The 21,674-nt window shown below is 69.3% G+C and carries 20 protein-coding genes and 1 pseudogene; 16 read left to right on the top strand and 5 right to left on the bottom strand.

What is annotated here, in order from left to right:
* Positions 1–44 precede the first annotated feature (44 nt).
* The 7 genes from K206_RS0101425 (at position 45) to K206_RS0101395 (ending at position 7,396) form a co-directional block, all read left to right on the top strand.
* Positions 45–1,766, top strand: a complete 1,722-nt coding sequence (locus K206_RS0101425) for an AMP-binding protein (RefSeq protein ID WP_020200622.1) — start codon at positions 45–47, stop codon at positions 1,764–1,766.
* Between the two features lies 1 nt (position 1,767).
* The gene (locus tag K206_RS0101420) at positions 1,768–2,628 is read left to right on the top strand and encodes a VOC family protein (RefSeq protein WP_029043101.1); all 861 of its coding nucleotides are present in this window, start codon (positions 1,768–1,770) and stop codon (positions 2,626–2,628) included.
* A gap of 11 nt (positions 2,629–2,639) precedes the next feature.
* Positions 2,640–3,824, top strand: coding sequence for an FAD-dependent monooxygenase (locus K206_RS0101415; protein ID WP_052165766.1), 1,185 nt, complete (start codon positions 2,640–2,642; stop codon positions 3,822–3,824).
* A complete protein-coding gene (locus K206_RS0101410; protein WP_020423620.1) occupies positions 3,821–4,288 on the top strand; it encodes a thioesterase family protein in 468 nt (155 codons plus the stop codon). Before K206_RS0101415 ends, K206_RS0101410 begins: the two co-directional genes overlap by 4 nt.
* A gap of 41 nt (positions 4,289–4,329) precedes the next feature.
* On the top strand, positions 4,330–5,085 hold the full coding sequence (locus tag K206_RS0101405; protein ID WP_020200618.1) for an Asp/Glu racemase: 756 nt from the start codon (positions 4,330–4,332) through the stop codon (positions 5,083–5,085).
* A gap of 76 nt (positions 5,086–5,161) precedes the next feature.
* Positions 5,162–6,418 carry an MFS transporter gene (locus tag K206_RS0101400; protein ID WP_020200617.1) on the top strand — a complete coding sequence of 419 codons (1,257 nt, stop codon included), beginning with the start codon at positions 5,162–5,164 and terminating at the stop codon, positions 6,416–6,418.
* 204 nt (positions 6,419–6,622) lie between these two features.
* Positions 6,623–7,396 (top strand): TetR/AcrR family transcriptional regulator, encoded by a 774-nt coding sequence (locus K206_RS0101395; RefSeq protein WP_020200616.1) that lies wholly within the window; start codon positions 6,623–6,625, stop codon positions 7,394–7,396.
* Positions 7,397–7,405: 9 nt separating this feature from the next.
* Here the strand turns inward: K206_RS0101395 and K206_RS0101390 are convergent, their stop codons facing one another.
* From K206_RS0101390 to K206_RS37295, 3 genes are all read right to left on the bottom strand, one after another.
* Positions 7,406–8,860: a cytosine permease gene (locus tag K206_RS0101390; RefSeq protein ID WP_020200615.1), complete on the bottom strand. Its 1,455-nt coding sequence runs from the start codon at positions 8,858–8,860 to the stop codon at positions 7,406–7,408.
* A 70-nt stretch (positions 8,861–8,930) separates the two neighbouring features.
* Positions 8,931–10,070 (bottom strand): acyl-CoA dehydrogenase family protein, encoded by a 1,140-nt coding sequence (locus K206_RS0101385; protein ID WP_020200614.1) that lies wholly within the window; start codon positions 10,068–10,070, stop codon positions 8,931–8,933.
* A complete protein-coding gene (locus K206_RS37295; protein WP_052165765.1) occupies positions 10,063–11,292 on the bottom strand; it encodes a CaiB/BaiF CoA-transferase family protein in 1,230 nt (409 codons plus the stop codon). The genes K206_RS0101385 and K206_RS37295 overlap by 8 nt, the downstream gene beginning before the upstream one ends.
* A 165-nt stretch (positions 11,293–11,457) precedes the next feature.
* On the opposite strand from K206_RS37295, the gene K206_RS0101375 reads away from it, so the two are divergent.
* The 5 genes from K206_RS0101375 (at position 11,458) to K206_RS0101355 (ending at position 16,860) form a co-directional block, all read left to right on the top strand.
* Positions 11,458–12,360: a LysR family transcriptional regulator gene (locus K206_RS0101375; RefSeq protein ID WP_029043098.1), complete on the top strand. Its 903-nt coding sequence runs from the start codon at positions 11,458–11,460 to the stop codon at positions 12,358–12,360.
* Positions 12,361–12,507: 147 nt separating this feature from the next.
* Positions 12,508–14,172, top strand: coding sequence for a DUF262 domain-containing protein (locus K206_RS0101370; protein ID WP_020200611.1), 1,665 nt, complete (start codon positions 12,508–12,510; stop codon positions 14,170–14,172).
* Between the two features lie 200 nt (positions 14,173–14,372).
* A complete protein-coding gene (locus K206_RS0101365) occupies positions 14,373–14,900 on the top strand; it encodes a 2,4'-dihydroxyacetophenone dioxygenase family protein (protein ID WP_020200610.1) in 528 nt (175 codons plus the stop codon).
* A gap of 142 nt (positions 14,901–15,042) precedes the next feature.
* Positions 15,043–16,032 carry a tripartite tricarboxylate transporter substrate binding protein gene (locus K206_RS0101360; RefSeq protein WP_043365029.1) on the top strand — a complete coding sequence of 330 codons (990 nt, stop codon included), beginning with the start codon at positions 15,043–15,045 and terminating at the stop codon, positions 16,030–16,032.
* Positions 16,033–16,140: 108 nt separating this feature from the next.
* Positions 16,141–16,860: an SDR family NAD(P)-dependent oxidoreductase gene (locus K206_RS0101355; protein WP_020200608.1), complete on the top strand. Its 720-nt coding sequence runs from the start codon at positions 16,141–16,143 to the stop codon at positions 16,858–16,860.
* 11 nt (positions 16,861–16,871) lie between these two features.
* On the opposite strand, the gene K206_RS37290 is transcribed toward K206_RS0101355, so the two are convergent.
* Positions 16,872–17,696 carry an IclR family transcriptional regulator gene (locus K206_RS37290; RefSeq protein WP_020200607.1) on the bottom strand — a complete coding sequence of 275 codons (825 nt, stop codon included), beginning with the start codon at positions 17,694–17,696 and terminating at the stop codon, positions 16,872–16,874.
* Positions 17,697–17,789: 93 nt separating this feature from the next.
* Complete coding sequence (locus K206_RS0101345) at positions 17,790–18,731, bottom strand: LysR family transcriptional regulator (RefSeq protein ID WP_020200606.1); 942 nt, start codon at positions 18,729–18,731, stop codon at positions 17,790–17,792.
* 146 nt (positions 18,732–18,877) lie between these two features.
* Between K206_RS0101345 and K206_RS0101340 the strand changes: the two genes are divergently transcribed.
* The 4 genes and pseudogenes from K206_RS0101340 to K206_RS37285 form a co-directional block, all read left to right on the top strand.
* Entirely contained in the window at positions 18,878–19,303 is a 426-nt protein-coding gene (locus K206_RS0101340; RefSeq protein WP_155887900.1) for a hypothetical protein, read from the top strand.
* Positions 19,300–20,157: an alpha/beta fold hydrolase gene (locus tag K206_RS0101335; RefSeq protein ID WP_020200604.1), complete on the top strand. Its 858-nt coding sequence runs from the start codon at positions 19,300–19,302 to the stop codon at positions 20,155–20,157. Before K206_RS0101340 ends, K206_RS0101335 begins: the two co-directional genes overlap by 4 nt.
* A gap of 72 nt (positions 20,158–20,229) precedes the next feature.
* Entirely contained in the window at positions 20,230–21,381 is a 1,152-nt protein-coding gene (locus K206_RS0101330; RefSeq protein ID WP_020200603.1) for an ABC transporter substrate-binding protein, read from the top strand.
* Between the two features lie 22 nt (positions 21,382–21,403).
* Positions 21,404–21,674 (top strand): annotated as a pseudogene (locus tag K206_RS37285) (branched-chain amino acid ABC transporter permease); the annotation flags it as partial.

The raw sequence follows: 21,674 nt of genomic DNA, 5'->3' as shown, positions 1-21,674 counted from the left end.
CCTCGCCGGCGGCCCGTGAAAAAAACAGACGAGGTAGACAAAACATGCAGCAGATTTCAATCGTGCGCCCCGCCGAGCCCCTGGCGGGCGTGAGATACCCGGACGAGCAGCGCCTGCGGCGCTACGTCGCCGAGGGCGTGCTGACGCAGGAGACGCTGACCGGTGGCTTCCAGGTGTCGTTCCGGCAGTATGCCGGCCGCGTGGCGCTGGCCGGCCCCGAGGGCGACATCACCTATGGCGAGCTGGACGAGCGCACCGACCGCCTCGGCGCGGCGCTGCTGGCGCTGGGCATGAAGCCGCTGGACCGCGCGGTGTTCCAGTGCGGCAACTGCAACGAGCTGCTGCTGGCTTTCTTCGGCTGCCTCAAGGCGGGCATCATCCCGCTGTGCTCGCTGCAGGCGTTCCGCAAGCTGGAGATCGGCTACCTGGGCAACCTGTGCGAGGCGCGCCTGCACTTCGTGCAGGGCGACGACCCGAAGTTCGACGACGTGGCCTTCGCCGAGGAGATGCAGGCCGAGGTGCCGAGCCTGGCCTACATCCTCCAGGCGCGCGGCGAGCGCCGCGGGCGCGCCGTGCTGCTGGCGGACCTGATCGACGGCATGCCGCTGGAACGCGCCCGCGCCATGCTGGCGGACGTCACGCATGACCCGTTCCAGGCCGCCGTGTTCCAGCTCTCGGGCGGCACCACCGGCGTGCCCAAGATCATCCCGCGCTTTCACAACGAGTATCTCTACAACATGCGGGCCGTGGCCGCCTGCAACGGCTATACGGCGCAGGACGTGCTGTTCTTCCCCACGCCGTACATGCACAACCTGAACATGGGCTGCTTCTTCGGGCCGTTCCTGCTGATTGGCGCCACCGTCACCGTGACGCCCGACATCGGCGAAGAAAGTCTGCAGGCGCTGGTGCGCAACTACCAGCCGACGTGGTTCGGCGTGGCCGGCCCGATCCTCACGCGCATCGCGCCGGAGCTGGCCCGCGCGGACGCGGCGGGCCGCGCGCGCCGGAATTTCGTCGCGCCGAAGAATGCCGCTGGCCTGACGCGGCTGACCGGCTCGCCGGCGCACCACATCTTCGGCATGACCGAGGGCGTGATCATGTTCGCGCGCCGCGACGACCCGCAGGAAATCCGCGATACCTCCGTCGGCAGCCCGGTCTGCGCCCACGACGAGGTCAGGATCGTCCACCCCGGCACCGAGGACCCGGTGGCCGACGGCGAGGTGGGCGAGGCGCTGTTCCGCGGCCCATACACCATCCGCGGCTACTACAAGTCGGAGCAGGAGGACGTCACGCGCTTCACCGCGGACGGCTTCTACCGCTCGGGCGACCTGATGTCGTCGCGCGTGGTCGAGGGCAGGCGCTATTACTTCTTCTGCGGACGCATCAAGGACGTGGTGGACCGCGGCGGCGAGAAGATCAACGCCGAGGAACTGGAGAACGTCATCAACCTGCACCCGCTGGTGCTGGCCTGCGCCGTGGTGGGCATGCCCGACCGCGTGTACGGCGAGCGCGTCTGCGCCTTCGTCATCCCCAAGCCGCCGGCCACCGACCTCACGCTGGCGCAGCTCACGGCGTACCTGCAGGAGGCCGGACTGGCCAAGTTCAAGTGGCCGGAGCGGCTGGAAGTCGTCCGCGAGTTTCCGCTCACGGCCTCGGGCAAGTTGAGCAAGGCGCTGCTGCGCGAGCGGATCGTCGGAATGCTGGCGGCCGAGGCGGCCAGCGGCACCACAAGCACCACCATCAGCACCACAACCGAAGGGAAGTGACATGACAGAAGCGAAAAACCTTGGCACGGCGCCGTCCGTGCAACTGCATGGCGTGCACCACACCGCGCGCCCGACCTGGAAGCTGGGCGAGACCGTGCACTTCTACCGCGACCTGCTCGGCCTGCCGCTGGTGCACGCGATCTCGGCGAAGGGCTGGGGCCCGGACAACCATGCCGATTTCCTGCACTTCTTCTTCGACAGCGGCAACGGCAGCACCATCGCCTTCTTCTACTACATCGGCACCGAGCGGCCGGACTGGCTGACCGTGCGCGAGCACTACCAGGACCGCGCCACCCACACCGCCTGGCGCGTGCGCGACGAGACCGAGCTGCTGCAATGGCGCCAGCGCGTGGAGGCGGTGGGCATTGCGCTGCGCTACCAGATCCGCCACGAGGTCATCGAGTCGATCTACTTCAACGATCCCAACGGCTACCCGATCGAGATCACCTGGCAGGTGCGCCCGTTCAGCGCGGCGGACGCGCGCGACGCGCAGCTCACCATCGACGCCGCCATCGAGCTGGAGGAAGAGGGCGCGGGCTTCTGCTCCATCGAACCCGTGTGGCAGCGCAAGGCCGCGCGTATCGGCGCCGCGCCGCAGCCGGGCGGCAAGGCTTCGGTCTACGTGCTGGACGTGCCGGAGTTCGCCGCGCTGATCGACGTGGCGCGCGGCACCGAAGGCTACGCCACCACGGCGCTGGGCAACGGCTATGTGCGCATCGATGGCAACCCGCGCATCGCGCTGCGGCGCAAGGCGCTCGGCTTCAAGCCGGCGGTCTGGTATGGCGCGCTGACCGGCGGCCTGGCGGGGCGCATCGAGCAGTTCGACATGGATGCCTTGCTGATTTCGCCGGAGGATGCGTGATGAAGGGCGTGATGAAGGTCGCGATCATCGGCGGCGGCCCGTCGGGACTGTTTCTTGCCATCCTGCTCAAGGAGCGCCTGGCGGCGGTGGAGATCGACATCTACGAGCAGAACCCGGAGGATGCCACCTTCGGCTTCGGCGTGGTGCTGGCGGACACCGGCCTGTCCAGCCTGCGGGCGGCGTCGCCCACGGTGGTGGACGCGCTGGCCGGCGCCATGCGCTTCAGCGACCGGCATTCGATCGTCAGCCACGAGCACCCCATCACCATGAAGCGTCCGGGCGCGGGCGGCGGCGCGATTCCGCGCATCCGGCTGCTGGCGATCCTGCAGGCGCGCGCGCGCGAGCTGGGCGTGCGCATTGCCTACCACACGCGCATCACGGATTTCTCCGCGCTCGATGCCGACCTCGTGGTGGGCGCCGACGGCGTGAATTCGCTGCTGCGCGCGGCCAACGAGGCGGGCTTCGGCACCACGCGGCGCAACCTGACCAACCATTTCGCGTGGTACGGCGTGGAGAAGGCGTTCGCCAATCCGGCGCTGGTGTTCCGCAAATACGAGGGCGGTTATTTCATCGCGCACTATTACCCGTACTCCGACACCATGAGCACCTTCGTGGCCGAGTGCGATCACCAGACCTGGATCGACTTCGGCATGGAGGCCATGCCGCAGGAGGCGCGCCAGGCGCTGTTCGAGCGGATCTTCGCCGCCGAGCTGGGCGGCTACAGGCTGGTGTCCAACAATTCGGTGTGGCGCCAGTTCCCGGTGATCGTCAACCAGACCTGGCACTGCGGCAACCAGGTGCTGATCGGCGACGCGCTGACCAGCGCGCATTTCTCGATCGGCTCGGGCACGCGCATCGCGATGGAGGACGCCATCGCGCTGGCCGACGCCGTGGTCGCGTTCCCCGGCGACGTGCCGGCGGCGCTGCGGCGCTACGACGCGGTGCGCCGCCCGGAAAAGGCCAAGCTGATCAGCGCGTCGGAGGCCTCGTACAACTGGTACGAGCGCATCCGCGAATGGATGGATCTGCCCACGCCGCACGAGTTCGTGTTCCGCTTCATGACGCGCACCGGCCGCGTGGACCTCAACCGCCTGCGCGAGCAGTATCCCAGCCTGATGGCCGAGCTGGCCGCGGGCGGCGTGGGTGGCATGGGTGGCATGGGTGGCATGGGCGGGTCCGCCGCGACGCAGCCATGATGCGCGCCACAGAGTACGTGCTCGGCGAACAGCCCTTCGTGGTGCGCCGCGAGGTCCGCTGGGGCGACTGCGATCCGGCCGGCGTGGTCTACACCGGCCGCTTCACCGACTACCTGCTCGGCGCGGTCGGCCTGTTCTCCGACCACCTCGCCGGCGGTGCCGGGCGGCTCGGCGCCGTGCATGGCGTGGGCACGCCGTGCAAGGGCATGCGCTTCGAGTTCATCGGCACGCTGTGGCCGGACGACGTGATCGACATCGAGTGCTGGGTGGAGGCCATCCGCACGCGCTCCTACGACATCCGCTGCGTGGCGCGCCGGCCGGACGGCACGCCCGTGTTCGACGCCATGTTCTCGCCGATCTGCGTGCGGCTGGACGAACGTGTCGGCACGCCGATTCCGGATTCGCTGCGCGCGGCGCTCGCCGCCTTCCAGCGCACCGCGGGCCACGCGGCAGAAAGCGCGTAGGCGCATAAGCGTGCATAAGCGCGCATCACATTCACGATATCATGCAATACAGAATCGGACAGATCGTTCCCAGCTCCAACATCACGATGGAGCGCGAGGTGCCGGCCATCTTCGCCGGCCGCATGCAGGCGCTTCCAGAGCGCTTCTCGTTCCACGCCAGCCGCGTGCGCATGCACCGCGTGGTGGCGGAGGAGCTGGCGCGGATGAACCAGGACATGGGCCGCTGCGCGCTGGAGCTGGCCGACGCGCGCGTGGACGTCATGAGCACCGCGTGCCTGGTGGCCACCATGTGCATGGGCAAGGGCTATCACCGCCGCGTGGTCGAGGACCTGCTCGCCGCGCTCGAGGACGTGCCGTACCAGCCGGCCATCATGACCTCCGCCGGCGCGCTGGTGGAGGAGCTCAAGGACTTCGGCGCGCGCCGCATCTCGCTGCTGGCGCCATACAGCGACGCGCTCACGCGCACGGTGGTCGAGTACGTGGAGAGCGAGGGCATCGAGGTCAAGGACGTGCTGAACTTCTCGATTCTCGACAACCTCGCGGTCGGCGAGCGCGACCCCATGCAACTGCTGGAGGACGTCAAGCGGCTCGACACCGCCGGCGTGGATACGGTGGTGCTCTCCGCCTGCGTGCAGATGCCGTCGCTGCCGGCCATCGAGCCCGCGCAGCGCGCGCTCGGCATCCCGGTCACGTCCACGGCGGTCTGCACGGCGCGCCAGATGATGCGCCGGCTCGGCATCGAAGCGGTGGCGCCGAATGCGGGCGCCTACCTTGGCAGCAGAACGGGCCTCGCATAACGGCCACGGTTTCACCGGCATCACCTCATCGCAGCCGCCCGCAGAGGCGGCTTCACCCGAAACGGAGACAAGCACCATGCAGCATTCCCGCCAACCGGCCGGCGCCCCCGGCCGATGGACCTATATCGCCGTGATATTTGGCGCCGCGCTCGGCATGCTGGCCGGCTACGCGCCCCTGTTCAACGCCACCGCCGGCGTGTTCGTGCGGCCGCTGGCCACCGAGTTCGGCTGGGGCCGCTCCGAGGCGTCGCTGTCGTACGCGGCGTCGATGTTCGGGCTGGCGGTGGTCAGCCCGCTGGTGGGCACGCTGATGGACCGCTTCGGCATCCGCCGCGTGATCGCGGTGTCGGCGCTGGTGTTCGGCGCCGCCACCGCCTGCATGGCGCTGCAGAACGGCAGCAAGGCGCTGTGGATCGGCTTGTCCGCCGTGGTGGGCGTGTTCGGCGCGGCCACCTCGGTGCTGGGCTATCTGGCGGTGCTGCCGCAATGGTTCGACCGGCGCCTGGGGCTGGCGCTGGGCATCGCCATGTGCGGGCTGGGCGCGGGCACCGTGCTGATGCCGGCGGCCGCGCAGTACCTGGTGACGGGCTTCGGCTGGCGCACGGCCTATGTGGTGCTGGGCATCGGCTCCGTCGTGCTGTCGCTGGCGGCCTGCGCGCTGCTGCGCGAGCGCAGGGCGCCCGGCAGGGGCACGGCGAAGGCGCCGGCCGGCGAGGGCGTATCGTTCGGCCAGGCGCTGCGCAGCTACCGCCTGTGGGCGATCTGGGCGGTCTTCGTGCTGGCCTCGTCGGCCACGCTGTCGCTCGGGCCGCACTTGCCGGCGATGTTCGCCGACCGCGGCTTCAGCCCGGCCGATGCCGCGCGCAGCGCGTCGATGGTGGGCGTGGGCCTGCTGGCGGGCCGCATCCTGACCGGCATCCTGATCGACCGCATCCACGCGCCGTTCGTGGCCTGCGTGTTCTTCGTCGGCGGCGCGCTGGGCATCTTCCTGCTGCGCGCGTCGCACGACTACCAGATGCTGCTGCTGGCCACCACGCTGATCGGCCTGACCATCGGCGCGGAGGGCGATCTCATCTCCTACCTGGTGCGCTCCTACTTCGGGCTGCGCGCGTTCGGCGCGCTGTTCGGCATCGCGTTCTCCGGCTATGGCTTCGGCGCGGTCATCGGGCCGGTGGGCCTGGGCGCGTGGTTCGACCGGCACGGCAGCTACGACGTGCCGCTGCTGGCGCTGCCGTGCATGCTGCTGGTGGCCGGCGTGCTGACGCTGTCGCTGGGCCGCTACCTGCGCCCGGGCGGCCACGCTGCGGCGGTGCCCGAGCCCGCCGGCGCCTGACTCGCCATCGCCGGGGCGGGCGGGTAGAATTAGCAGGGGCGCAATTTCGCCGCGCCCGGCGTCCGAGGACGTCCACTGCGCGTTTACCTCGCATCCACTGAGCTGCCGATTCCCATGCCCGCCGCCCGTACTGCTGCCCGTAAGCCCGCCGCCGAGCCTGACCACAAGACGCCGACCGCGAGGAATGCGCCGAATGCGCCGAACGTGCCCGGCGTACCGGAGGCACCGAACCCGCCGCGCCGCCGCGGCCGCCCGTCCAAGGCGGATTCCGCCATCGGCGCGGAGCCGATGCTCAGCCGCGTGGCGATCCTCCAGCACGCGATCCAGCTCACCAAGTCGGTGCCGCTGGACCAGATCTCGATGGTCCAGCTGGCGAAGGACTTCGGCGTGGCGCCGGGCCTGATCCACTATTACCTGGGCGGCAGGGACCAGCTGGTGTCGGGCGTGCTGAACGACTACTACCGCCAGCGGCTGACGCGTATCCCCTCGCTGACCGGCGACTGGCGCGCCGACGTGGAAGCCATCGCGCGCCTGAGCTTCGAGGTGGCGGTGGAAAATCCCGGCGTCAGCATCTACGTGGCCTCGCACAACCGCTTCCGCCTGTTCCAGGACGTCGAGCCGGGCGAGATCGATTACGGCATGGAATTCTTCAACCGCATGACCTCCGCGTTCATGCAGGGCGGCTTCACCGCCGAGCAGGTCGCGCTGGCCTACCACCTGCTCGCGCAATACCTGGTCTCCGCCAGCATGGCCGAAGCCTCGCGCCAGTTGCCGGCCCATCACCAGGCGTTCATCGAAAAGAAGCTCGGCTCGGTCTCCGCGCTGCAATATCCCGGCGCGCGCTACGTCAGCAAGGCGTTTTCGCGGCTGTCTTCCGACACGGCGTTCGAGGAAGGGCTGCGCATCACGCTGGACGGCATCGCGGCATGGCAGCGGGAGTCCCGGCCGGCGCGCAAGCCGCGGGCCCGGGCGGCCTGAGGGCGCCGTTCAGCCGCCGGCGCGTTCTGCGCTGCCCAGTTCGTCGGGCAGGATCAGCGCGGCCGGCGCCATGCCGGCCCGGCAAGCCACGTAGTACAGCGCCGCCGGCACGGCCAGCCCGATGATCCACGAGATGTCCACGTCGCCCAGCGGCGCCACCAGCGCGCCGGTATAGAACGGCGTGGCGATGAACGGCAACTGCACCAGCACGCCAAGCGCGTAGATGGCGATGCCGGCCAGGTTCCAGCGCCCGTAGCGCCCGTCCGGGTCGAACAGGGCGGGCACGTCGTAGCGCTCGCGCGTGACGAAATAGTAGTCGACCAGGTTGATCGCGCTCCACGGCGTGAAGAACGCGAGCAGGAACAGCAGGAAGGCCGAGAACTCCCTGAGGAAGGCGCGCTCGCCGGCCAGCGCCAGCGCGGTCGAGAGGCCCACCATCAACAGGATGCAGCACAGCCGCGTCCGCCCGGAGATGGCGCGCCGGCCGCTGAAGCCGGTCAGGATGGCAGCCACCGACATCACGCTGCCGTAGGCGTTGAGCGTGGTGATGGTGAGCTTGCCCAGCGCAATCGTGAAATAGAGCAGGGCGGCGACCGCGCCGCTGGCGCCCAGGCCGACGATGAACGCCACTTCGTGCCCGGCGAAGCGGTCGCCGGCCAGCGCGGCGGCGAACACCCCGAACGTCATGGAGATCTGCGCGCCCGCCACCGAGCCCACGCCGACGGCGAGGAAGGTTCCGAGTGCCGGTGTGGCGCGCGGCAGATAGCGCGAATAGTCGGCCACGTAAGGGCCGTAGGCGATCTGCCAGGAGGCGGACAGCGACATCGCGAGCAGGAAAGAGGCCATCGTGAAATGCCGCCGCTGCAGCAGCGCGCCGATGTCGTTGCCGTGCAGCAGGCTGGCGAACAGGTACAGGAATGCCAGCACGCCGACGAGGCTGGAGATGCGCCCCATCGCATGGATGGTGCGGTAGCCCAGCGCCGCCAGCATCACCACCAGCGCCGCGAAGAGCAGGATGGCGCTGCCGTTGGCGATGCGCAGCAACTGGCCCAGCGCCTGCCCGGCCAGCACCATGCCGCCGGCGGAGAAGCCGACGTACATCACGCATGCGAGCGCCAGCGGCAGGATGGCGCCGTACACGCCGAACTGCACGCGGCTGGAGATCATCTGCGGCAGGCCGAGCCGCGGGCCCTGCGCGCCATGCAGCGCCATCACCGTGCCGCCGGCGAGCTGGCCCGCGAACAGCCCGACGAGGGACCAGAACACGTCGCCGCCCAGCACCACCGCCAGCGCGCCGGTTACCACCGCCGTGACCTGCAGGTTGGCGCCGAGCCACAACGTGAACTGGCTGGACAGGCTGCCGTGGCGTTCGGCGTCGGGGATATAGTCGATCGAGCGGCGCTCCATCAGTGTGGGCGCGGACGTGCGTGCGGCGCGCGTGCGCGCGTTCTGGTCTGCTGTCATGTGTGTCTCCTGCACGGGAATGCGCCGCCGTGCGGCGTTGCCGCCGGCGGTCGCGTCATGGAAGGTCAGCTCAGGCGAATGCCGCGCGCGCGATCACGAGGCGCTGGATTTCCGACGAGCCTTCATAGATGCGCAGGATGCGCGCGTCGCGCACCAGGCGCTCCAGCGGCATCTCGCGCGTGAAGCCGTAGCCGCCGTGGATCTGCAGCGCGGCATCGGTAACGAAGCCGACCATCTCGGAGGCGTAGAGCTTGGCCATCGAGGCGTGGTCGGTAAATGGCTGGCCCGCCCCGCGCCGCACCGCGGCCTGCAGCGTCAGCAGCCACGCCGCTTCCAGGCGCGTGCGCATGTCGGCGACCATCCATTGCAGGCCCTGCTTGCGCGCCAGCGGCTCGCCGCCCACGTGGCGCTGCCGGGCCCAGCCGGTGGCGGCTTCGAGCGCGGCCTCGGCAATGCCCAGGCTGGTGGCGGCCACGTCGAGCCGGCTGTTGTCGAGCACCTTCATCGCCGTGCGGAAGCCGCTGCCCTCGGCGCCCAGGCGGTTGGCGGCGGGCACGAAGCAGTCGAGCGCCACCTCATGCGCGGGCGCGCCGCGGATGCCCATCAGCTTTTCCGCTGGGGCCACTTCCACGCCGGCGCTGCGGCGGTCCACCACGAAGGCGCTGATGCCGCGCGTGCCGGCCGAGGGGTCGGTCTTGGCGTAGATCACGATGAAGTCCGCCGCGTTGGCGTTGGAGATGAAGTGCTTCACGCCGCGCAGGCGGTAGCCGTCGCCCTCGCGCGTGGCGCGCGTGGCCATGTCGGCTGGATTGGAGCCGGCGCGCGGCTCGGTCAGCGCGAAGGCGCCGAGCCGGGTGCCGGCGGCGGCGTCCGGCAGGTAGCGCGCGCGCAGCTCGTCGTCGCCGCCGATCAGGATGGAGTCCGTGGCCAGATAGTGCGCGCCGACCATGGACGAGGTGGACGCGCAGGCCCTGGCGATCTCCGCCAGCGCGAGGATCAGTGCCACCGGCGTGGCACCGATGCCGCCCCAGCGCTCGGGCAGGTTCATGCCCATCACGCCGAGTTCGGCCAGTTGCGGCACGTAGCGCGTGGCGGGGATTTCGTCGCGGTCGACCTCGGCGGCGTTCGGCGCCAGCTCGGCGCGCGCAAAGCGGCCGATGGCGTCGGACATTTCCAGGTCGGCCGGCTGCACGCCCAGTCGTTCAAGCATGATGGTTCTCCAGTTCGGGTTTGTCGTGTGGGGCGAGGGCGGTGTCCGGGCCGAGCGCGCCGCCGGCGCGCAGCGCCTGGACCTGCAGCGGGCCCAGGCCGAGCGCGCGCAGGATGGTGTCGGTATCCTGGCCGAGCGCGGGCGCGGGGCGCAACGGCGCGGCGTGCTGGCCGGAGAACTTCACCGGCTGGGTGGGCACGCGGGCGAGGCTGCCGTGCTTGCCGGCCACCTCGGCGAGCAGGCCGCGGTGCGCGGCGAGCTCGCTTTCCAGCGCCTGCCTGACGTTGCGGATCGGCGCCACCGGGATGCCGGCCGCGCCCAGCACGCGGTTGACCTGCGCGACCGTGCGCGTGGCGGACCAGTGCTCGATGCAGGCGCGCAGGTCGGCCTCGTGGGCGCAGCGCGCCGGATCGTCGGCGAAGCGCGGATCGGCCGCCAGCGCGGGCTGGCCGATGGCGCCGGCCAGCGCCTGGAACAGCTTGTTGTTCAGCACCGCCACCACGTAGAAGCCGTCCGCCGCGCGGAAGGCGCCGAACGGCGCGGACGAGGGATGGCGGTTGCCCACGCGCCGCGGCGCCTCGCCGGTGGCGGCGTAGCGGGCCACCAGCGTGGCGCTCAGGCCGAGCGTGGCATCGAACATGGAGACGTCCACGTGCGTGCCCTTGCCGCTGCGCTGCCGCGCCAGCAGCGCAGCGAGGATGCCCCACGAGGCAAAGAGGCCGCTCACCACGTCGGAGACCGCCTCGCCCAGCACCGTGGGTGGGCCGTCTGGCGCGCCGGTGGCGTCCATCAGGCCGCACATGGCCTGCAGGATGATGTCGTAAGCCGGGCGGTGCGATTCCGGGCCGGTCTGGCCGAAGCCCGACACGCTGGCGTACACCAGCCCCGGATTGTCCGCCTGCAGCGTGGCGTAGCCGATGCCGAGCTTGTCCGCCACGCCGGGGCGGAAATTCTCCACCACCACGTCGGCGCGCGCGCACAGCGAGCGCGCCAGCGCCAGCCCGGCTTCGGTCTTGAGGTCGATGACGATGCTCTGCTTGTTGCGGTTCATGGCGCGGAACAGGCCGCTCTCGCCATCGGCGAACGGGCCGATCGCGCGGTAGTCGTCGCCGCCGGGCGGCTCGACCTTGATGACCTCGGCGCCGAGGTCGGCCAGCAGCGCGGTGCAGTACGGGCCGGCCAGCACGCGCGAGAAATCGATCACGCGGATGCCGGCCAGCATGCCGGGCGGCGCGTCGGGATGGGGCACTGGATAGGCGGCTTGCACTTGTCGTTCCTCCTGGTCTTGTTGCGGGCGCCGGCCTGGGACACCCGGATCAGTGGATTCTGTGCATCCGTGGCTATCAAGTAAAATATTGAAATCCACTATGACCTATAAGATTTCTTGATGCGTGTCTCCTTGCGCCTGCTGCGCTACTTCGCCGCGGCGGCCGACACCGGCAGCACCACGGCCGCGGCGCGGCAGCTCAACGTGTCCCAGCCGTCGGTCTCGGTGGCCATCCGCGAGCTGGAAACGCTGTTCGGCGCGGCGTTGTTCGCGCGCGACGCCGGCGCCAGGATGACGCTCACGCGCTTCGGCGTGCGCAAGCTGGCCGAAGCGCGCGAGATCCTGCGCGCGGCCACCGCGTTCGAGGCCGGCGGGCCCGGTGACGGCGCCGCCGGCGAGGTGCAGATCGGCGTGTTCAGCACGTTGGCGCCGGTCTACCTGCCGGTGCTGCTGCGCCTGGCGCGCGAGCGCTACCCGGCGCTGACCGTGCGCTTCATGGAAGGCGACCTCGCGCAGATGGAGGAGGGCCTGCGCAGCGGCTATATCGAGTTCGCGCTGACCTATGACGTGGGCCTGCCCGCCGAGATCGACCGCGAATGCCTGGCCGAGTTGCCGCCCTACGGGCTGGTGCCGGCGGCATCGAAGCTGGCCAGGGGGCGCGGTGGCGTGTCATTGCACGCGCTGGCGCGCGAGCCGCTGATCCTGGTGGACCTGCCGCACAGCCGCGAATTCCTGATGGCGCCGTTCTGGCAATATGGGTTGCACCCGGAAGTGCGCTACCGTGTTGCCTCGCTGGAGCTGGCGCGCGGCATGGTGGCCAACGGGCTGGGCGTGGCGCTGCTGATCACGCAGGCGCCGCCCGCCACCGTGGCCGGCGGCGTGGCGCAGCGACCGATCCGCGAGCAGACGCTGCGCCAGCCGCTGGTGATCGCGCGCCTGGCGGGCGCGCAGCGCAGCGCGGCATCGGAACTGCTGGCCGGGTGCGCGCGCGACGCGGTGCGGGAGGCGATGGCGGCCTCGTGAGCCCCGTGAACCTGTGTCGAACCTGTCGGCCCCTCTTGCGCATGGGCCGCCGCGGGGATGGCGGCTAAAGAAATCGTCCCGCCTGCCGTAGAGCAGGCGGCGGCCTCCGCGCGTGGGAGGCAGGCTGGAAAACAACGTCCCGAAAACATGAAAAACCAAAAAGAAACCATCCGCAAGATCGTCGGCTACCTCAACAACCCGGACGAGGACGGCGGCTTCTGGCTGCCGAACATCCAGCGCCCGTTCGTATGGGGAGAGGAGCAGATCTGTCGCCTGTTCGACTCGATCCTGCGCGAATACCCGATCAGCACCCTGTTGGTGTGGAAGACCACCAGCGGCATCCGCCGCCGCAAGTTCATCGACAACTGGACCGATTCGCTCAAGCTGAGCACGTTCTTCGTGCCCGAGGACGAGAAGAGAAAGTGCCTGGTCCTCGACGGGCAGCAGCGGCTGCAGAGCCTGTACATCGGCCTGTGCGGCAGCTTTGCCGGCAGGGAGCTTTGCTTCGACGTGCTCAGCGGGACCGCGACGCTGCCCGACGACATCAAGTTCCGCTTCGCCTTCCGCGTGGCCAGGGAGTCGGCCTTTCCGTGGGTGAAGTTCAAGGACCTGGTCATGACCAGCCGCCGCAAGCGCGACTTGCTCCGGGAGATCGAGGCCAGCGCGGGCCGCGAGCTGACGGCCGAGGAGGAGGACCGGATCGACAACAACCTCGACCTCGTGGACCGCACCTTCAAGATGGACGAGTCGATCACGTACCAGGAGCTGGACAGCATCGACAATCCCACGCTCTATACCGAGGACGACGTGGTCGAGGTCTTCATCCGCGCCAACTCCGGTGGCACCAAGCTGGAGAAGTCGGACCTGCTGTTCTCGCTGCTGAACGCGACCTGGGACGTGGCGGACAACCGCATGGAGGAACTGCTGGACGACCTGAACCGCTACGGCTTTGCCTTCGACCGCGATTTCGTTCTGAAGACCTGTCTCGTGCTGCTGGACCAGGGCGCGCAATACGAAGTGTCGAAGTTCAGGAAGCCGGGCGTGCGCGAGGCGATCGAGGCGGACTGGGAGTCGTTGTCCGACTCGATCCGCGCGGTGGCCGACTTCGTCCGCAGCAAGACGTATATCCAGGGCGACAAGGCGCTGCCTTCCTACATCGCGCTGATTCCGCTGATCTACGTCCGCCATCATTTTCCGCAGGCCTGGAAGGAGGCGCGGCACATGGACGTGTTCCTCGTGCGCACGCTGCTGGCCGGCGCGTTCAGCGGCCAGTCGGACCGCATCGTGGATGCGCTGGTCAAGCGCTTCCGGGAACTGGGGCGCTTCGATGCGGAAGAGGGCTACGGCGTGATCCGCTCGCAGAACAGGAGTCTGGAGCTGACCCGCGAGCGTTTCTTCGAGATGGGCTATGGCTCCAAGACCATCCACCTCATTCTCAATTTGTGGTATCCGGCGTTCACCTATGCGCCGGCCTACGACAACAACCTGCCGCAGGTCGACCACGTGTTCGCGCAGAGCCGCCTGAGAGCGGTCAAGGTCGTCAACGAGCAGAGCGGCCGGCAGGTCATGAAGTACCGCGATGCCGCGCGCAACCAGTTGGCCAACTGCATGCTGCTGACGCGGGCCGAGAACGGCGCGGGAGGCAAGGGCGACGCGCTTGCCGCGGAGTGGTTCGCCGACAAGTCGCCGGACTATCTCGCGCTCCACCTGATTCCCGCCGATCCGGCGCTCTGGCAACTGGAGCGGTACGAGGATTTCATCGAGGCCCGCAAGGCGTTGATCGCCGACAAGTTCAGTTGGCTGCTGGTCTGACCTTGCCATTCGCATCGGCGGGCGCGGGACGGCGCCCGGAGCGTCTCGCATACCGTCGCGGCGCAGGGACAGTCCGCGGGGGCTAGGGCGGTCCGCGCCACCGTTTCAGGGAAACCCCGGGGTTCGTCGCGCCGCGAGTCTTCCTACAATGAGTCCATATTATAAGTTTCAATTCCATAATATGGACTCATGGACCCCCGATGCCACTAGACACCCCCGACACCGAACCCCTCACGCCCTACCAGTATCCCAATCCGCCGCACGCGCTGCCCGAGATCGTGGTGCCGCACGCTATTCCCACCGACGAGCGGCTGTGGGTGCCGCAGGCGGAGAACGTGTGGTTCCGGCCGCTGTGCCTGAACGCCAGCCAGGGCTACTGGATGAACCTGCTGCGCGTGCGCAAGTCCGGCGTGCTGAGCCGGCACCGTCATCCGCAGGCCGTGCACGGCTTCGTGCTCAAGGGTCGCTGGCGGTATCTCGAGCATGACTGGGAGGCCACCGAGGGCAGCTACGTCTTCGAGCCGCCGGGCGAGACCCATACGCTGTACGTGCCGCCCGACGTGGAGGAGATGATCACCTACTTCCAGGTCAACGGCGTCATGTACTACACCGATCCGTGGGGCAAGGGCATGGGCTACGAGGACGTGTTCACCAAGATCGAGATGTGCAAGGCGCATTTCGCGGCGGTGGGCCTGGGCGCGGAATACGTGGACCAGTTCATCCGCTGAGTTCATCCGCTGAGTGCCGCGCGGCGCATGGCGCCGGGAAATATGAGCCGGCCAGCGAGCCGGCCGGAGAAGCCGCGCCAGATGCGCCGTCGCGGCAGCCAACAGCAAGACGCGACAAGACAAGACCACAAGAGGAGACAACATGACAAGGCAGCCCCGTTTTGCCCCGATGCGCGTGCGCGCCATGCTGGCCCTGGCCGGCGCGCTGCTCGCCGTCGCCAGCGCGCCCGCGATGGCGCAGGCCACCACATTCCCCACGCATGGCATGGAACTGGTGGTGCCGTTCCAGGCCGGCGGCGGCACCGACGCGCTGGCGCGCGCGTTCGCGGAGTCGTCGCGCAAGCACCTGCCGCAGAGCATCGTGGTGGTCAACAAGCCCGGCGCCAGCGGGGCGATCGGCTGGGCCGACGTGGCCAACGCGCCCCCGGACGGCTACAAGCTCTCGCTGCTCACGGCGGACCTGACCATCGTGCCGCACCTGGGGCTCACCAAGCTGACCTACGAGAACTTCGTGCCGATCGCGCGGCTCAACGCCGATCCGTCGGCCATCACGGTGCGCAGCGATTCGCCTTACACCACGGTGGAGGCATTCCTGGCGGCCGCGCGCAAGGATCCGGGCGCCATGCGTGTGGGCAATGCCGGCAACGGCTCGATCTGGCACCTGGCCGCCGCCGCGCTGGAGGACAAGACCGGCACCAAATTCAACCACATCCCGTTCCAGGGCGGCAACCCGGCCGTGCTGGCGCTGCTGGGCGGGCACATCGACGCGGTCACGGTCAGCCCGGCCGAGGTGTCGGTCTATGTGGCGGCCGGCAAGCTCAAGACGCTGGCGGTGATGGCGGACCAGCGCGTGAAGGGCTTCGAGTCGGTGCCGACGCTCAAGGAGCGCAATATCGACCTGTCGATCGGTACCTGGCGCGGCATTGGCGTGCCGCGCGGCACGCCGCCCGAGGTGGTGGCGGTGCTGCGCACGGCGGCCGCCAGGACCGCGGCGGAGCCCGCGCTGCGCGAGACGATGGACAAGCAGAACCTGGGCTTCGCCTATGCGGACCAGGACGAGTTCCGCAACGCGATGGCGAAGGACAACGCCTACTTCAAGTCGCTGATCGCCAAGGTCGGCCTCGGCCACTGACGGCGCGGCCGCGCGCGCTGGCCGGGCGCGCGGTCTTCATCCTTCCCCGTTCTTCCCTGTTCTTCCCTGTTCTTCCCCATTCCCGCTTCGCAGGATTTTCCCGCCACCATGACTTTCCAGACCGACCTCTTTCGCGGCAAGCGCGCGCTTGTCTCGGGCGCCACCCAGGGCATCGGCGCCGCGGTGGCCAACCGCCTCGCGCGGCTCGGCGCCCACGTCACCGCCACCGGCATCGACGCCGGCGACGGCTCGCTCGACGCCGGCGTCGCGGTCAGGCTGGTCGACGTGACCGACACGCGGGCCGTGGACGCGCTGGTGTCCGGCTTCGACGCGCTCGACATCGTGGTGAACTGCGCCGGCATCATCCGCCGCGGCGACGAGCACGACGTGGACGTGTTCGCGCAGGTGCTCGACGTCAACCTGACCGGCACCATGCGCGTATGTGGCGCCGCGCGCTCGCGGCTGGCGGCGCGGCGCGGGGTGATCGTCAACACGGCGTCGATGCTGAGCTTCTTCGGCGGCGCGCTGGTGCCGGGCTACGCCGCCAGCAAGGGCGGGGTGGCGCAGCTGACCAAGTCGCTGGCGCTGGCCTACGCGGCCGACGGCATCCGCGTCAACGCGGTGGCGCCGGGCTGGATCGCCACGCCGCTGACGCAGGCCTTGCAGGACGATCCCGCGCGCGCGGGCCCGATCCTGCAGCGCACGCCGCTGGCGCGCTGGGGCGAGCCCGACGACGTGGCGGACGCGGTGGCCTTCCTGTGCGCGCCGGCCGCGCGCTTCGTCACCGGCGTGATCCTGCCGGTCGACGGCGGCTACCTCGTGGCATAAGGCGCGACGCACTACAGATCGCGCGACGACGACAGCGCCGGACTCTCCGCGATGCGCCTGCCGATCTCGCGGCAGGCCGCCAGCAGCGGCTCGACGTAGGCGGCGCGCGGATCGTCCTTCTGCATGAAGCGCAGCGTGCTGACGCTGACCGCCGCCACCGGCTGGCCGCGCGTGTCGAGGACCGGCGCGCCGAAGCAGTAGATGCCGGCCTCGTTTTCCTCGTCGTCCACCGACCAGCCCTGCGCGCGGAAGGTGTCCAGTTGCCGGCGCAGCGCATCGGCTTGCGTCATGGTGTTGGGCTGGTAGCGCGGCATCGGCAACTGCGCCAGGATCGCGTCCCGTTCCCCGGGCGCCAGCATCGACAGGTAGGCCTTGCCGACCGCGGTCGAATGCAGCGCCACCGCCGCGCCGATGCGCGAGGCCATGCGCACCGCCGCCAGGCTTTCCAGCTTCTCGATGTAGATCATGGTGTTGCCGTTGGGCACGGCGAGGTGCACCGTCTCGCCGGTCACGTCGCGCAGCGTCTTCAGCGCTTCCACCGCGGCCAGGCGCAGGTCCGAGCGCGACCAGCTGCGGCTGGCCAGCTGCATCAGCCGCGGGCCGAGCACCAGCGCGCCATCGCGCCCGTCCTCGCGCAGCATGCCTTCGGCCACCAGCGCCGCCACGATGCGGTAGACCGTGGGCTTGGGATAGCCGCTTTGCTTCACCAGCGCGGCCATGCTGGCCGGCCCCTCCGCGTCGGCCACCAGTTGCAGCACGTGCATGAACTTGGAGAACGCGGCCGTGCCCGCCACCTTGGCGACGGGCGCGGTTTCATGCGTGGTGGAATCGGTCATGAAGCGAGGGAGTGGGGAAGGCCGGAGAGAAGCAAATTATCGCCGATCGCGGTGGCCGGGGGTACTGCCGGCGATGGTGTCTGGTGGTGCTTCTCAGCGCGAGACCGCTTCCAGCGGCGGCAGCGTCTTCTCCACGTCGGCGATGACCGCGCGCAACTGGCTGGCGAAGGCTTCCGCCGCCGGCGACAGCGAGCGGTCGTGCCGGTGCAGCAGGCCGATGGTGCGGCGGGCCGAGGCTTCCTGCAGCGGCTTGCTCTGCAGGCCGTCCATGTTGAGTTCGGGCAGCGCCAGCCGCGGCAGCACGGTAATGCCCACGCCGCGCCGCACCAGGCCGGTGGCGGTGGTCATGTGGGTGACGTCGTAGCGCGAATGCGTGGTCGAGGCGGCGGCCGACGCGGACACGGCGCGGTCGAACTGCTGGCGCACGCTCGATCCCTGCGAAAGCAGGATGAGGTCGTACTGTTCCAGGTCGCGCCAGTACACCGCGGGGCGCCGCGACAGCGCGTGCTGCGCGGGGAAGACGGCGTAGAAGCTGTCGGCCAGCAGCGGCTGGAAGGTCAGGTCGCTGGTCGGCTCGAGCATGGTGGCCAGCGCGAACTCGATCTGGTTGGTGCGCAGCATCTCGAGCAGCTCGTCGTTGTGCGCTTCGAGCACGCGCACGCCGAGCGAGGGCCGCGCCGCGCTGAGCGCGGCGAGCGCCGGCGGGATCAGCGTCAGCGAGGTGGACGGCAGCGCGCCGAGCACGATGGAGCCGCGCTTGACCGCGGCCAGTTCCGACACGCTGCGGTAAGCCTCTTCGAGATCGGTCAGCGGACGGCGCACGCGCGCGAGGAATTCGCGGCCCGCCGTGGTCAGCTCGATCTTGCGCGTGGTGCGCTCGAACAGCCGGACCTCCAGCACGTCTTCGAGATCGCGGATCAGCGCCGTGAACGATGGTTGCGTCACGCCGAGCCGGTCGGCCGCGTGCGTGAACGAGCCTGTCTCCACCGCCAGCAGAAATGCCTTGATCGGGCGGTATTTTATATTGATTGCCATCGGCTAATAGTAGCAAGGAAATTCCAATTTGTTCCTATCAATCTTCTGCTCCATGATGGGTCGATACCTGCGGTGAGCGGCGGCGGCGATCGCGGCCACGCGGGTATCGGACACAACTCTTCCAAGGAGCCGAGGTGCCGGAGACAGTGGAGACAGCAGAGACAAGCGATACGAACGAGGCAGCCGGCGAAGCCGCATTGTGCCTGCGCTTCGAGCAGGCCATGCGCGGCGCCGCCGCGCATGCGGAGTTGGTGCGGCGCGGCAGGACGCTCACGGCGGACGTCCTCGTGCATATCGGAGCGGCGCCCGTGCTGCTGCGCATCGAGCGCGGCGCGGTGGTCGAGTGCACCCGCAGCATTCCGCTGCTGTGCTCGACCCGCTTCTCGGTCCGGGGCACCGCGCAGGCGTGGCGCAAGCTGTGGGAGCCGGTGCCCGAGGCGGGCTGGCACGACCTGTTCGCGCTGACCAAGCGCGGCAGCATGCAGTTCGAGGGAGGCATGCAGCCGCTGCTGGCGCACCTGCAATACGTCAAGGACCTGCTCGCGCTGCCGCGCCGGGGAGCGCTGCCATGAGCGCCGCCTTCATCGAGCCGATGGTCGGCCGCTACCTGCACGTGGAGATCGGTGGCCAGGACTGTCGCGTCTACTTCGAGGAATGCGGCAGCGGCATTCCGCTGGTGTGCCTGCACACGGCGGGCGCGGATTCGCGCCAGTTCCGCCACCTGCTGTGCGACGAGGCCGTGACCAGCCAGTACCGTGTGATCGCCTTCGACATGCCGTGGCACGGCAAGTCCTATCCGCTCGAGGGCGCGCAGGACGGCGAATACCAGCTGACCACGGAGCGCTACGTGGAAACCATCCGCGCGTTCTGCGCGGCGCTCGGGCTGGAACAACCCGTGGTGATGGGCTGCTCGATCGGCGGGCGCATCGTGCTGCAGCTGGCGCATGCGCACGGCGCGGAATTCCGCGCGCTGATCGGGCTGGAGGCGGCCGATTTCCAGCAGCCCTGGTACGACACCGCCTGGCTGCATCGCGGCGATGTGCACGGCGGCGAGGTGTGCGCGGCGCTGGTGTCGGGGCTGGTGGCGCCGCAGAGCCCGGCGCGCTATCGCCACGAGACGCTGTGGCAGTACATGCAGGGCGGCCCCGGCGTGTTTCGCGGCGACCTCTATTTCTATCGCGTCGATGCCGACCTGCGCGGCAAGCTGGGCAACATCGACGCGCGCGCCACGCCGCTCTACCTGCTGACCGGCGAATACGACTTCTCGTGCTCGCCGGACGACACGCGCCGCACCGCGCGCGGCATCGACGGCGCGCATGTGGTCGAGATGAAGGAGGTCGGCCACTTTCCCATGAGCGAGAACCCGGAGCAGTTCCGCCGCTACATCCTGCCGGTGCTGGCGCAGATCGCGGCGCAGCCGGGCTGATTTGCCACGACCCGCGCCGGCACGGCGCGACGGTTTCAAAAAAACAAGACGGAGACAAGAATGAACGCAAGAATGACGATGCTGCTGTCGGCGGCGTTGCTGGCGCCGTGCGCGCTGCACGCGCAGGAGACGCTGAAGATCGGCGCTGTGGTGACCTTGTCCGGCGCCGGCGCGGCGTGGGGCCAGGCGCTGCTGTACGGCGCCGAGCTGGCCGCGGACGATGTCAACGCCAAGGGCGGCCTCGACGTGGCCGGCAAGCGCTACAAGGTGCAGGTGATCCCCTACGACGACAAGTACCAGTCCAGCGACGCCGTGACCGTCACCAACCGGCTGGTGTCGGACGACAAGGTGAAATACATCATCGGCCCGGTCGGCTCGGCGCCGGCGCTGGCGGTGGCGCCGATCACCGAGCGCAACAAGGTCATCGTGATGACGCTGGGCTTCACCACCAAGGCCATCGGCGCCGACAAGCCGTTCACCTTCCGCCCCAACCTGACCACCGAGGAAACCTCGCTGCCGCAGATCACGTGGCTGGTGAAAAGCCGCAACCTGAAGAAGATCGGCGCGCTGTTTCCCAACGACGAGACCGGCCAGCAGATCGCCCGCGACCTGGAAAAGGCCTATGGCGCGGCCGGCGCCACGCTGTCGTCGAAGGAGTTCTTCGACCGCCAGCGCGTGGACATGGTGCCGCTGCTCACGCGCATCATCGGCGCCGGCGTGGACGCCATCGAGCTCGACGGCAACTCGCCGGCCACCGCCGGTCTGATCGTGCGGCAGGCGCGCGAGCTCGGCTTCAAGGGCCTGATTATCCGCAGCGGCGGACCGTCCACGCCGGAGATCGTCGCGGTCGCCGGCAAGGCGGCGGCCGAGGGAATGATGGTCAACGCGCCGGTGGACCCGGCCAACACCGCGGTGAAGGCCTACGGCGAGCGCTACGCCGCCAAGTACAAGAAGAACATGAACGGCTTCAGCCCGGCCTTCTACGACGGCACCCACATGCTGTTCCTGGCCATGCAGAAGGCCGGCACCGTTGCCGACACCGACAAGGTGCGCGTGGCGCTCGAGCAGATCCGGGACTACCGGGGCATCCTCGGCGTGCTGAACTGGACCGGGCAGGACGTGTACGGCGCCAGCCACCAGATCGACGCGCCGTACTTCATCTCCGAGGTGAAGGACGGGCAGGAAGTGGTGCGCGCCCGCTGCAACCTGAAGGCGTGCCAGTAGGCGCGCCGGCACGGAGACGGACATGGATACCTCCACCCTGGTGGCGCAGGCGCTCAGCAACGGCCTCATCATCGGCCTGCTGTACCTGCTGATGGCGGTGGGCTTCACGCTGGTGTTCGGCGTGATGCGCATCGTCAATTTCGCCCACAGCGAGTTCTACATGCTCGGCGCCTTCGCGGCCTACGTGCTGGTGTCGGACTGGCACATGCCGTTCCTCGCGGCGGTCGGCGTGGCCTTCGCGCTGGCGGTCGTGTTCGGCTGGCTGGTGGAGTGGCTGGTGCTCAAGCCGTTCC

This window comes from Cupriavidus sp. WS (assembly GCF_000395345.1).
GTDB classification, from domain to species: Bacteria; Pseudomonadota; Gammaproteobacteria; order Burkholderiales; family Burkholderiaceae; genus Cupriavidus; species Cupriavidus basilensis_B.
Note: the sequence above shows the minus strand (reverse complement) of the source record. Positions and strands in the feature narration are given on the sequence as shown.